This is a genomic window from Caulobacter sp. Root343 (genome assembly GCF_001425745.1).
Taxonomy (GTDB): Bacteria; Pseudomonadota; Alphaproteobacteria; order Caulobacterales; family Caulobacteraceae; genus Caulobacter.
This window is the reverse complement of sequence record NZ_LMDF01000006.1, coordinates 391516-404228: the sequence shown is the minus strand read 5'-3', so window position 1 is coordinate 404228 and position 12713 is coordinate 391516. Positions and strand designations below refer to the sequence as shown.

General features: G+C 60.5%; 10 protein-coding genes and 1 tRNA gene. 9 read left to right on the top strand and 2 right to left on the bottom strand.

The genetic code is table 11. The annotated features are described in order from the left end of the window. The first annotated feature begins 302 nt into the window (after positions 1-302). The 4 genes from ASC70_RS09550 (at position 303) to ASC70_RS09535 (ending at position 5145) form a co-directional block, all read left to right on the top strand. Positions 303-2219: a glycosyl hydrolase family 28-related protein gene (locus tag ASC70_RS09550; RefSeq protein ID WP_156396171.1), complete on the top strand. Its 1917-nt coding sequence runs from the start codon at positions 303-305 to the stop codon at positions 2217-2219. 464 nt (positions 2220-2683) lie between these two features. Next, positions 2684-3757 (top strand): tyrosine-type recombinase/integrase, encoded by a 1074-nt coding sequence (locus tag ASC70_RS09545; protein ID WP_156396170.1) that lies wholly within the window; start codon positions 2684-2686, stop codon positions 3755-3757. A gap of 93 nt (positions 3758-3850) precedes the next feature. Further along, entirely contained in the window at positions 3851-4564 is a 714-nt protein-coding gene (locus tag ASC70_RS09540) for a hypothetical protein (RefSeq protein WP_156396169.1), read from the top strand. Next, complete coding sequence (locus tag ASC70_RS09535) at positions 4561-5145, top strand: RES family NAD+ phosphorylase (protein ID WP_056049359.1); 585 nt, start codon at positions 4561-4563, stop codon at positions 5143-5145. Before ASC70_RS09540 ends, ASC70_RS09535 begins: the two co-directional genes overlap by 4 nt. 60 nt (positions 5146-5205) lie before the next feature. Here the strand turns inward: ASC70_RS09535 and ASC70_RS09530 are convergent, their stop codons facing one another. Continuing rightward, on the bottom strand, positions 5206-5652 hold the full coding sequence (locus ASC70_RS09530; protein ID WP_156396168.1) for a hypothetical protein: 447 nt from the start codon (positions 5650-5652) through the stop codon (positions 5206-5208). Between the two features lie 301 nt (positions 5653-5953). On the opposite strand from ASC70_RS09530, the gene ASC70_RS09525 reads away from it, so the two are divergent. Together ASC70_RS09525 and ASC70_RS09520 are read left to right on the top strand one after the other, a co-directional pair. Beyond that, positions 5954-6027: transfer RNA gene (locus tag ASC70_RS09525), tRNA-Cys, on the top strand. 306 nt (positions 6028-6333) lie between these two features. Next, positions 6334-6840, top strand: a complete 507-nt coding sequence (locus tag ASC70_RS09520) for a hypothetical protein (RefSeq protein WP_056049352.1) — start codon at positions 6334-6336, stop codon at positions 6838-6840. Positions 6841-7032: 192 nt separating this feature from the next. On the opposite strand, the gene ASC70_RS09515 is transcribed toward ASC70_RS09520, so the two are convergent. Continuing rightward, on the bottom strand, positions 7033-8112 hold the full coding sequence (locus tag ASC70_RS09515) for an acyltransferase (RefSeq protein ID WP_162248009.1): 1080 nt from the start codon (positions 8110-8112) through the stop codon (positions 7033-7035). A gap of 297 nt (positions 8113-8409) precedes the next feature. On the opposite strand from ASC70_RS09515, the gene ASC70_RS09510 reads away from it, so the two are divergent. The 3 genes from ASC70_RS09510 (at position 8410) to ASC70_RS09500 (ending at position 12637) form a co-directional block, all read left to right on the top strand. Then, a complete protein-coding gene (locus ASC70_RS09510; protein ID WP_056049347.1) occupies positions 8410-9930 on the top strand; it encodes a DUF1800 domain-containing protein in 1521 nt (506 codons plus the stop codon). A gap of 10 nt (positions 9931-9940) precedes the next feature. Beyond that, entirely contained in the window at positions 9941-11134 is a 1194-nt protein-coding gene (locus ASC70_RS09505; RefSeq protein ID WP_056049344.1) for a DUF1501 domain-containing protein, read from the top strand. A gap of 297 nt (positions 11135-11431) precedes the next feature. Further along, positions 11432-12637 (top strand): glycosyltransferase family 4 protein, encoded by a 1206-nt coding sequence (locus tag ASC70_RS09500; protein ID WP_156396166.1) that lies wholly within the window; start codon positions 11432-11434, stop codon positions 12635-12637. Positions 12638-12713 lie beyond the last annotated feature (76 nt).

Genomic DNA, 12713 nt, shown 5'->3' with positions numbered 1-12713 from the left:
GAATGATGGATATGCGCATGCACACCAGCGCTCGAAACTTTACCGATGGACGTCTTTGTACAGTTGTGGGCAGCCTCAGGCGCTACTATGCGTAGCGTACGCAATTAGACCAGATCAGCCGGAATACGCCGAAGGTGCGATCGCTGTGGGGGCAATCAAATGCACCTAACGGGGAGCCTCAACATGACACGTCCAAGTAGACGCCCCCTCACCGCTAACGAGGGCGTGCCTGCCGGCGCGCTCTTCATCGGCGGCATTCCCGTCACCATTAATGGCGCTTACGTGGTGATCGGAGTCAGTTCGTGACCCAAGACAGCTATGACACGAGCGTCCCTGCTGACCGCGCTGCTATTGCCGCCGGAATGGCGTCCGCCGGTCTAGCTCTGTCGATCGATACACTTAGCGCCGCAACAGCGCTGTACGTCCCATCGACGGTGAACCAACTTCAACTCTCTGGCTACTACGCTGCTGGCGATGGCGGCGCTGCTCTGTATAAGCGCGTCAGTTCCGCGCCATCTCACCAGGGTAAATTCCAAAGCATGGATGGTGCTTGGTGGGAGATTGCCTGCACTAGCCCGTATCCTGAGATGTTTGGCGCCGCCGGCGATGGGACTACGGATGATAGCGTCGCGCTGCAGAACGCCATCGATTTTTGCAAGCTTCAGGGTGTGCAGCTTTTCCTTGCCGGGGCCACCTATAAGGTCGCGCGCTCTTTGAATTGCCAGGGTGCCTCATCGAACACGAATTTCTGGATCGTTGGTCAGGGCCGCTTCAAGTCGGTGATCTCGCACGCCTTTCCCGCTGGCGAAGAGTATCCCGTGCTCGATATGTGCGGCAACGGGCGCGGCGGCTTGCGCAGTATCGGCATCTCGCCCAGCGGCGCCTCAAAGGCGACATGCGGCGTCCTGCTGGCGAAGTCCGTGGGAGGCAGCGCCGGCAATACGCAACAGATTGTCGATTGCTCCGTCACCGTCTTCGGGGCGACGACCAATTATGCGATCGTGGTCTATAATTCTGACTTGAGCAGGATCATCGATACCGAAGCCAAGGGCGGCGTCGTGATCGGGGAGACGAAGCCTGCATCCATCGCATCGAAATTCATCACGATCCCAACGGCCGTCGACTTCACCCAAGGATATATCGATCGATGTGAATTCGTCGCCGAGTACGTCGCGCCGCTGGAATTTTCCGGCGGCAACTCGCTGTCGATCCGCAGCACTTATTGTGCGCTTACGGGGGCCGGATCAGCCGGGCGTATTTTCCTCGTGGACGCGCACGGAAACGGTGGCGGCTGCAATGTCAACGCAGACGAGCTACGGACTGAAAACCAGAGCACCGCGACGAGTGTTCCAGCTGTGTATTTCGCCACCACGTCAACTGCTGGCAAAATTCACGGTCGTCTAAGTTCCGACACCACCTCCGCAGCGGCGATTGCTGGGGCTTCTGGCGCGAATATCGCGAACTACAGCTTCAACATCCAAGGCCCCATTTATAAGCTATTCGACCTTTCCGGGTACATTCGCGATTGTGCGATTTTCGCGAACGTCTCTTCGGGCCTGTTCGGCGCCGTCGGCTCCGGTTCGTCGGACATCTCCATCGGTGGAAATCTCACGCTGACCAGCGTCGTCTCGGCCATCGGGTCGATTCCTGGCCTGCGCCTAGGCTATTCTGGTCTGCTATATCAAGGGACGCGCGACCTTGTCGTGAGCGCCGAGGACACGCGTCAGACGACGGGTAGGCGCATGGCCGTGTATGGCTCGTCTACCTACTCGGCGCAGAGCTATACTGGCGGCTCGGGTGAGCAAACTCTGTTCTCATACACACTCCCTGCTCTCCTCACCAAAGCGGTGCCTGGAAATGCCCAACCCCTTCCACTCGCCACCCTCAAGCTTCGCGGCCAACGGACGAGCGGTGCGGTCAATGGCAGGGTTCGGGTCACTATGACGCAAGGCGCCAATTTGGTTTCCGTCTGGGATACTGGAGCAACCCTGGCGGCCGGATCCGGCGGCTTCAAGTTCGATCTTGAGGTGCGCGGCTTTTCTACCAATAGCGTCGCAGTAAATGCTGATGGAAGAATAGGCTCGCTTGCGCTTAACACCGACACCACTTCAGTTTCGGGCATCGTGTCGGACGGTGGCGACATCACCGTCGCGATTCTAGTTACGGACACAAACAATAATCCTCTGCGCATTACATACAGCCGCCTCACTTCCGAATAGCTGTCAATTCATTCAAATATTCTGGGATCAAATTTTCCATTACAGGGGACTGATCTTCACGCGCGTATTTTTACCTACATCCCCCCTTCTGCTCAACGCTAAAAGAGCAATTTGATGGGCAAAAATTTTAAACCCGCCAATAAACACCAAGCCGCCCGATGCGCCGCTTGCGCTAAGGATCCCGGCCTACCGGCGCGCGCCCGAAGAGGGCTTCGAAACCGTATGGCACTATGGGCTCGTGCAACACGTGCCGACTAGATGGACCTTCTGGCGCTAGGCCAAACGCTGTCGCTGTTCACCAAATCCGAAGCCATGACCAAGGCGTCGCGCTGACCCCATGCCGCGCGGTTGGCGGCGACGCGCGCTCAAAAACAATGGCGGATAATGAAGACGATAAGTAGCATTGACGTCGATGACGATACGTAGCATTCAAAAGGGCGACCGAATGATCTGGAGGCCCGAAGATGAATGCATTGCCGCGCGCGACTGGCATGCCCAAGGGCGTCGTCGTCGCCCCCGCCCGCCATGGCGGCGATCAAGCCCAAGCCTTCCTGCGCCGCGGCCGGCGCTACATCCCGCTCGGCGCGCCCGATGCCGAGAGCTTCCCCGCCCGGCTCGACGCGGCCCTGCTGGGCCCAGAGCCCAGGGCCGGCAGCCTTGGCCACCTCGTCTGGCGCTACCAGCAGTCGCCGGAGTTCAAGCGTCTGGCCCCGCGCACCCAGGACGACTACCGCGAACAGCTGGGCCGCATCGGCCGCGCCTTCGGGCGAGAGCCGCTGTCGGCCTTCGACGACAAGGTCGCCGCCCAGCGGATCTTCGCCTGGCGCGACCGCCGCGCGGCCAGTCCACGCCGGGCCGATTACCGCGTTCAAGTGCTCAAGTCCTTGCTTGGCTGGGCCGCCGGTCGCGGCCTCGTCGAGCGGAATCGCGCCGCAGGCATCCCGCCCCTTTATCGCAGCGACCGTCGCTACAAGATCTGGCGGCCGGAAGACGTCGAGGCCTTTGTCGCCGTCGCCGCGCCCAACCTGGCCCTGGCGTTGATCCTGGCGGTGGAGACCGGCCAGCGACAGAGCGACCTTCTGGCCCTGCGCTGGCGCGACATCGATGGCGACGTGATCGGTCTGCGGCAGGCCAAGACACGCCAGGACGTCGCCGTGCCGATCACTCCGCCCCTGGCGCGGGCGCTGGAGATCGCGCCGCGAAGCAGTCCGTTCGTGCTGGTGCGCCAGGACGGTCAAGCCTGGGCCTCGGAAGGGGGTTTTCGCAACGCCTGGCGCTACTATTGCCGCAAGGCCGGGATCACCGACCTCACCTTCCACGACCTACGCGGCACCTTCGTCACCCGTCGCCTGGCCGACGGCTGGTCGTTACAGGAGGTGGCCTTCTGCACGGGCCACAGTTTTCGCAACCTCGCCTGCCTGGAGCGCTATGCCCACCGCGGCACCATCGCGCGGGCTTTGGCCCGGCGACGTCTTCGGCAGAGCGAGATCGCGCTTCCGCCACCAAGTCCCATGGCTTTGTGGCCCGAGGGGCCATAGCCGCAGCTTCAAGCACACACGGGACAATTGGGACATTCTGGACAAAAAGGCCATTTTGCCCTATATGGGTCGCAGATGAGTCCGGAGCGCCCTATGTCCACCTCCCCCGCGCGGCGTCGGCCAGCCGCAAGCGACAATCCTCTGGGCCTTGACCCCCAGCAACTCGTCGCCCTGCTGTCCAAAAGCCACCCGCGCCTCAGTCCCCGCCGTCTAGCGATGACCGGCCAGGCCCTTTCCGCCGCTGCTTACCTGACGACCAAGCTGACTGAAGCCCAGCAAGCGGCCCTGGCCAACGATGTGGTCAGCCAGGACCGGGTGCTGAAGGCGATGCGGGAGATCCTGGCGGAGACGTCGGCGACGACGGCTAGGCCAGAGAACCCAAGCGCCATGCGCGGGGAAGGTCTAGGCGCGCTCCTAAGTTTGGAAGAAGGCCAACGCCGTCTGAGCGCCTACGCCGAGCCCATGAAGCTCGAGGATTGGGCCGGACCGGTGGCCGGATCAACGGAGCTGCGGCGCGACTACGGCATCGCCCGCTCCTCCCTGCACGCCTGGCAACAACAAGGCGCGGTCGTGGGCCTGCTCAAGGGCCGGCGCGCCCATGTCTTCCCCATCGCCCAGTTCATCGACGCTCGCCCCGTCGAAGGGCTGACGTCCGTGCTGACCATCATCCGCGAACCCCGTACCGCCTGGTTGTGGCTGATCTCACCCCATCCCGAGCTCGACGAACAGACGCCGCTCGCGCAGCTGAAGGCCGGTAAGGTCCGCGAGATCGCCGATCTCGCGGCCCGGGACTACGGTCAGCCGTGAAGTTCGATCGCGCCGTCCTCGATCGGTTCACCGTGAATCGCGATCTGGGCGACTACCTGCGCGCCACGCTGTTGGCCAACGCGACTACGCCCTTGGGTATGGGCTATGGCCGCACGCGCTTTGCCAGCCCGACCGACGCCTTCCGATTGCTCTATGCGGCTCCCGCGCTTGTAACCTGCGTCGCCGAGACGCTGGTGCGCGACCGTTTCGCCGGCAAGTCCAAACGCGATCTCACCCAGGAAGAAGTTGAAACCTGGGGCGTCACGGTGGTCGCCTCGACAGCGCCTCTGCGGCTACTCGATCTGACCGGGCTTGGCCCGACCCAACTCGGCGTGAAGACCGACGCCCTGTTTGCACGCAACCAGAAGGCCGGCCGCAGCTTCAGCGCCGAAATCTACGAACAGGCCCCAACGCTGGACGGTCTAATCTACACCTCGCGCCATAGCCGCGAGGAATGCGTCGCTGTCTATGACCGCGGCGTTGGCAAACTGACGGCCGGCCCCGTCCACCCGCTGATGATGCTGAGCGCTCTTGTCCCGGCCCTGAGCGACCTCAACGTTCGACTGATCCGCAAGCCTTAGTGAACATCGCCCAAGCGACCGTGATGAAGCCCGCCAGGACAAAATAGCGAGCATCAAACATCAGGAAGCTTTCCTAGCTTGGACGGTGATCGTTCCGGGCGGAAGGTCAATGGCCCCGGCCGTCGGGTTAAAGAACACGGCATAGCACTGGTTGGCCGCGCTCACGAAAGCGGTCAGTATGACGCCGCCGGTCAGTGGATTGCTGAAGCTGACCTCGACGATGTCCCCGACGCTGGCCCCGGGAACAGAGACAGGGCCCGCTGAGGCATAGCCTTGGGCCCCCAGGCTGGGCGGATCGTAGGCCAGTGTTCCGTAGGAATAATCGAAACCCAGCAGGTACCATTGGCCCTTTCTGAGCATGAATTGATAGTTGTGCCCGTTTTCCAGCGTAAAGCTCACCTGCCCTTGCGGCGGCTGAACACCGCCGGTGGCCGCCGTGTACTGAACGCTTGTGTTGGGCGAACACCTGCTGTCGATCGCAGATCCGCAGCGCTGGCGGGCGATCACGGATCAGCGGGGCAAGAGGTCGGCTGAGGTGAAACCGTCCACCCACGCGCGAGGTTCGAAGCCGGCAAATCGCCACGCCAGAGCAGACGGAGCGGTGCGATGAGGTCGAGCGCCTCTTCGACGAAGGCGGGGTTGACAATGATGACGATACGTAGCATTTGTTCAACCGGGCTCCGATTGGCGCGCTCGGTAGGAGCTGGTGACGGCGATCCTGATCGGGCGATTTCGAAGTTGCAGCGCTGCGAGCGCTCCTGTATCGAACGCCCTCCCCCGCCGACGTGACTTGCGTCGACGCCCGGATGGCCCGGTGGCGGAGTGGTGACGCAGCGGACTGCAAATCCGCGCACCCCGGTTCGATTCCGGGCCGGGCCTCCAACTACTTTCAAGCGCTTAGGTATCGGACTGGCGAGTTGGTCTGTTCGCAGTGCGAGCAGCGTTGGTTTGGGGCGCACAGCCGCGAATGAGATCGCATATCGCGTGTCTCGGGTCGCTTCGGTGCCAGGAGTAGATGTCAAAGCGCGACGACCGCTGCACCCGACAAGCGCTTTGGTCTTGGCCGTTTAGGCTGGATCGTTTGAAGCCGAGACGGCATCACCCCCTACAATCGGCGATGCTGAGGTGCGGCATTCAGCTCATCCTCAATGGATCATCTTTGCCTTCGCAACCACTCCGGGGGAAACCATGCGCCTCGAATATCCAATTGTTTTCGACCAACCGATCGTGACCGAGGCGGAACGAGCGGAAGATATCGCCATCCTGAATGCCGAGAGCGAAGCATCGCCTTTTGCTTACGTGACCTATGACATCGAGCCTCGGACAGATGAAGAAGCTCACGTTTGGCATCTGGCTAAGATCTCTGGTTGGCCAGAGGCCAAGACGGTGTGGAAGGTGAAGTGTCACCTTGGGATCTGCACCAAGGTACCGGTCCTGTACCGACGCTCCTGCACCAAATTCGCCTACGCAAAAGTCATCTACCCGACAGGCCAAATGTCAGCAGTGAATGAGTGCGTGGTTGGAGCCGGATTAGCGGCAGCGGTCGCCGCCGTCATCAGCGGCGGCGCGGCGGCGAGCGCAACCTTCGAAGCTGCGCTGCAGGCCTGCTTGGAAGCGAAGGGTTATGAGTGGGCTCGCTCGGTCAGGGTGTCGGCGGGATGGGATAGCCAGTGCGGCGATTGGCACCCGGTCTAGCCCAGCCCAACTTGATCATACCGCCGCTCCTCGCAGGACGAGGAGCGGCTCCTGTCAGCAGGAGCTTCGAGGCCTGCGGTCGTTAACCTACAATGATCTGGAAGTCCTGAGCGTTCGTCGGATCAACGTCCTAGATGCCAAGACGGTGCGAACTTTCCGGAACGCCAGCCTTGGCCGCTCAGCCAGGTAAAATTAAACCGAAACGTGCACTTTCGCTGGGAAAATCTTGTCGCGAAGCCGCATGACGGGCTTCTCCACTGCATAATAGGCCATCATTGCAACGCCTATCGCTGCGCCATATTTGAGCGGAACGATAATGGCAGGTGAAACTAAGCCAACCTTCGCAGCGAGCTTTACGGCCAAGTTGGAAGCGGCCATGTGCCAGACATACATGCTGTAGGAATAAAGCCCTATTAATGAAAGGGGTCGAAAGAATAAGCCACCACGCCTTATGATCTCGCTTTTGTATATAAGCAACAATAGAGATGCAGATACCAAATAGGCGACGGTGAAACCAAATGTCGCGCCAAGCTCGCTGTCTTTCTCAAATAACAGCAGGAAGGCCACCCCAGCACCGATTATGACCACGTGCAGCGGCCAAGCCTTTTGAAGCGCTCTAAAAGCATCGGGCCACTTCAATTTTACAAGCGACAGGAGAACACCGCACGCCAGGGCATCCACGCGGTACTGGGTCTGCCACTGCAGAGCTTGATAGTCTGCCCCGAAAAGCAATCCACCAGCACGCAATAGAGGCGCGATCGCGATAACGCCTAACAGACCCCAAAACATCCACCTCGTGATGTCTCGAAGACTATTCATTAGAAGAAAAACTACGGCCAAAATGACGTAGAAATGCTCCTCTACGGCCAACGACCATAGATGAGAAATCGAGGACACCCAGTAGTTCTGGACGTGCAAAAGATTTTGAAACAAGAAGGTCGTCCAGGATTTGTCCGCCAGAACAAGCTGCGCGGCCAAGAAAACCCAAACGACGGGCCATAAACGGATCGCCCGCCGCCCAAGGAAACGGCCAGCGTCAAATCGGCCGCTGACCTCGCGCTCCTTGAGCACAATGCCCCCGATCAGAAAACCGCTGAGAACAAAGAACAGATCTACCCCTGCCCATCCGAAACTACGGCCCGGCTGAAGAAGCCAATCCAGTAGAGGTAAGCCAGTGTAGGCGTTGAGATGCCAACCCATGGCTAGGAGGATGGCGATCCCCCGCACCACATCCAAACTCTGGTCACGATCGAAAGCCCGCCCGTCTTGCATTGTGTCATGAGCTATATGCGCCCCCGCCCTGTCAATCACACAACGGTGAATTAGGGCCAATTCTTTCTGCAATCGCCTACAGCGAGAGCGGAACGAAATTCGCGTGCATGTGCGAGACTTGCCCCGCGACGCATAAGCAAAAATATCCGCCTCATAGAGCATTTCCGACAAACTATATCATCAACTCTTATCCTTCTTTGATTTATACTCCATGATAAATCGTAGCAATAAAGCGGCCACGAATTCGCCATGTCGTGAATGTCGGATGGACATCTCTCAAGCGCAGAGATCGCCACTATGAACTCGGTGATTCCTCCTGGCCTCAAGTTTGCAACCATCGGGTTAAGCTTGGCGGTCGCATTGCCCGGTTTCTCAGTCGCCGCGAGTCCGTTTGACACGATTTCTATGGTTGATCGCATCACATGGGGACGGACGGCCGACGCCGTGGCGACCGCCTCCCGTCTGGGCCCCGACCGTTGGCTGAGCGGCCAGCTACGCCCCGCGTCGGATGGAACTCTGCCCCCTCAGGTCCAAGTGCAGATCGACGCAATGCGCATCTCACGCGAACCTATGGAGCAGATCGCTCCCTCCATGGATGCCCAGAGTAGGGCGGCGGTTAAGATAGAAGAGCCGACCGCGCGCCTGGCAGCCCAGCAGGCTTACGGCAAGGGCATGCAAGATCTGAAGCAGCAGGCGACCGCCCGTTCGCTACTGCGCGATCTCTACTCTCCGAATCAGTTGCAAGAACAAATGACCTGGTTCTGGTTCAACCATTTCAATGTTCAGGCCGACAAGCGCGATATCCGCACCATGGTTGCTGACTATGAAGACAAGGCAATACGAGCGAATGCCCTGGGCAAGTTTCGCGATCTGCTGAAGGCCGCTGATCTACATCCGGCGATGTTGCGCTATCTCGACAATGATCAGAATGCGGTCGGCCATATTAACGAAAACTACGCTCGCGAGGTCCTCGAATTGCACACGATGGGTGTCGGCTCTGGCTACACCCAGAAGGACGTTGAGGAGATGGCCCGCGTGCTAACCGGCGTCGGCGTTAGCCTTTCACCCGACGCGCCCAAACTGAAGCCTGAACAGCAAGCGCTCTATGTCCGTCGTGGGTTGATGGAGTTCAATCCGGCGCGTCATGACTTCGGTGAGAAGATGGTGCTAGGCCGCAAAATCGCCGGAGCCGGGCTTTCAGAGTTCGAAGAGACCCTCGACATCCTCTCGAGCCAACCCGCCACCGCCAAGCACGTCTCGACCAAGCTGGCCGTCTATTTCATGGACGAGGCGCCGCCGAAACTGATCGACCGAATGACGGCCACCTTCCTGCGCAGCGATGGCGACATCGCCGATGTTTTGGAAGTCCTGTTCAAATCGACCGAGTTCAAGGCTTCCCTGGGCAAGAAAGTAAAGGATCCGATCCACTATGCGGTCTCGGCCGTGCGCCTAGCGTATGATGGCCGACCGATCGCCAACTCCGCGCCGCTGCAAGGCTGGATCAACCGGATGGGCCAGAGTCTTTATGGCCGCGATACGCCGGACGGTTATCCTCTGGAAGATACGGCATGGTCGGGACCTGGCCAGCTCACGGCAATGTTCGAGGTGGCGCGCCTAGTGGGCTCCAGCTCCGCCGGCCTATTCAAGCCCGACGGCGCGGAAGACCAGCCCGCGTTTCCCCAGTTGCAGAACTCACTCTTCTATTCGAGCACCCAGGCCAGACTGAGCGTTCAGACCAGGACCGCCCTAATTCAGGCGCGGACGCCGGCGGAGTGGAACACCCTGTTCCTTTCGTCCCCCGAATTCCTGCATCGATGAGGCCTCCGTCATGCGTCGACGCGATTTCCTGACCGCCAGTCTCGCCGTTTCCGCCACCACCGCTGTCGCCGGCCACGCCTGGAGCACCCCGGTCACAGACCAGCGTTTCCTAGTGATCTTCCTTCGCGGCGGCTACGACGCGATCAACGTGGTGATCCCCACCTATAGCGACTTTTACTACGAGAGCCGTCCCACCATCGCGATCGCGCGACCCGATCAGACCAATCCCAACGCCGCGCTGCCGCTTGATGGCCAGTGGAGCCTGCACCCCGCGCTGAAGGACAGCATCTATCCTCTCTGGCAGAGGAAGCAGATCGCCTTCGTCCCGTTCGCAGGAACCGACGACCTGACCCGCAGCCATTTCGAGACACAGGATACCATCGAGCTGGGCCAGCCGGTCGGCGCGGCGCGCAACTATCGATCGGGCTTCATGGCCCGCCTGGCGCAGGAACTCTCGGGTTCGCGGCCGATCGCCTTTACATCTCAGCCTCCGCTGGCCTTTCACGGCGCCGCGGCCGTCCCGAACCTTGCCGTTGCTTCCGTGAGCAAACCGGGTGTGGATGATCGCCAAGCCAAGCTGATCCAGGACATGTACCAGGGACACGATCTTCAGGTTGCCATCGCCGAAGGCTTCTCGGTTCGCGACAAGGCCTACTCCACCTTGGCCGGCGAGATGGAAGCAGCCAATCGCAATGCCGTATCGCCTAGCGGTTTCGAACTAGCGGCCCGTCGTGTCGCCCGCCTGATGAAGGCAGACTACAATCTCGCCTTCCTCGACGTCGGCGGCTGGGACACCCACGTGAACCAGGGCGGGGCAAAAGGAGTTCTCGCCGATCGCATAGGGCAGCTTGGACATGGATTGGCGGCGCTGGCGGAGGAAATAGGATCCGAGACGTGGGCCAAAACTACGGTCGTGGTGCTTTCGGAGTTTGGCCGCACATTTAAGGAGAACGGAGACAAGGGCACCGACCATGGACACGGGAGTGTCTATTGGGTGCTCGGCGGCTCTGTCAGGGGCGGACGAATGGCGGGCGCGCAGGCGAAGCTCGCCCAAGCGGCCTTAAACCAAGCGCGAGATCTGCCTCTATTGACCGACTATCGCGCGTTGATAGGCGGGATCATCGCTAGCCAGTTCCAACTAGGCCAGGCCCGCCTGACCCCCGTCTTTCCAAACGCGCGCCCTCTCAATTTGGCGCTCGTCTAGACTGAAAATATTGCTGAGGGCCCCCGCGTTCGGCGACGTCATTACCATGCAGCGCGACTGCCATCCGCAAAACCCAGATGGGTAATGCACAGGTTCAAGCTTGGATTCAGGCTCGGTTATGGACACGACAAACGTTCCACCGGCCACTATTCACCGCTCTATCCTTGGGCGATCTTCGGCAAATACAACCATGCCGCTAACAACAGTATCTGCGGGCGATTTGCCGCATCCGAGAACTTTGTTCGACGCGCCGCGAGAGTTCCTGCTAAATCGCAATGAACTTGCCGGGGGGCATGGGTGAGTAAGATTGCGGGCCAGCGGCCGCTCATTTTCTTATGGGAGAACTTCGGACCTCTGCATGTCGATCGCTGCGAGGCGGTCGCACACGCCATGCCGTCGCGCCGCGTGATCGGGCTCGAAGTCCTGAGTGAAAGCACCGATTACGACTGGATCAGTGCATCCAGCCAAAAGTTCGAGAAGATTACGCTCGCGGCGCGCGCAGATCCCAAGGCATGGTCCCCCTGGCGAATCGCCGCCGTGATCGCCAGGCTTCGCCCGGAAGCGGTCTTCTTCTGCCACTACCAACGCGCGGAAATTTTCCTCGCCGCGACGCTCGCACGAGCCATGGGCGTTCGGGTGTTCACGATGAACGACTCGAAATTCGACGACTATCCTCGTGAACTCTGGCGTGAAGTCGCGAAGTCCCTCTTTTTCCTCCCCTATCAGGGGGCGCTAGCGGCCAGCCGTCGCTCGGCGGACTACCTGCGATTTTTCGGCATTCGGAAGGATCGCATCGCGCACGGCTATGACTCGATCTCGGTCGCGCGAATTCGCGATCTAGCCAAGGCTCCGCCGGCGCCCGACGGCGCCGCGTTCGAGGGCCGTCATTTCACAATCGTGGCCCGCCTGCTACCCAAGAAGAACATCGCGCTGGCCCTTCGCGCCCTGGCCATCCTAGCGCGCGCCGGGCAAGCGCGAAAGCTCGTCATCTGCGGCTCGGGACCCTTGGAGTTTGAGCTCAAGGCTCTTGCAAAGGATCTTGGCGTCTCGAGCCTGGTCGATTTCAAAGGCTTCGCACAGACTGAGGAGGTTTGCCGCATCCTGGCCCAAACGCTGGTGCTGATCCTTCCAAGTGTGGAAGAGCAGTTTGGCCAAGTCATTCCAGAAGCGCTTTCGATGGGCGTGCCGGTTCTCGTCTCCGACAACTGCGGCGCGCGCGACCACCTGGTCGAAACAGGCGTCAATGGGTTCATTTTCGAACCCACCAACGTCGAGGGCCTCGCCTATTTCATGCGCCTGCTGAGCACTGACGAAAGCACATGGCGGTCGATGGCCCTCGCGGCCCTTCGGATCGCCGGGCGCGGTGACGTGTCCCAGTTCGTGACGGGTGTCCGGCAACTGGTCGATGGCGCGATCGCGCCGTCTTTGGCGCAGCCCCCCAAGGCGGAAACGTTCGCGCTTCGTGAAGAGGCGGAACTGGAAGTGATCAAAGACTGCGCTTGAACGCCTCAGGCCTCGCCGCTACGCGACCAGTAAGAATAGCGCTGTGAAAAACCGATCTGCCTGAGCTCAAGCCATG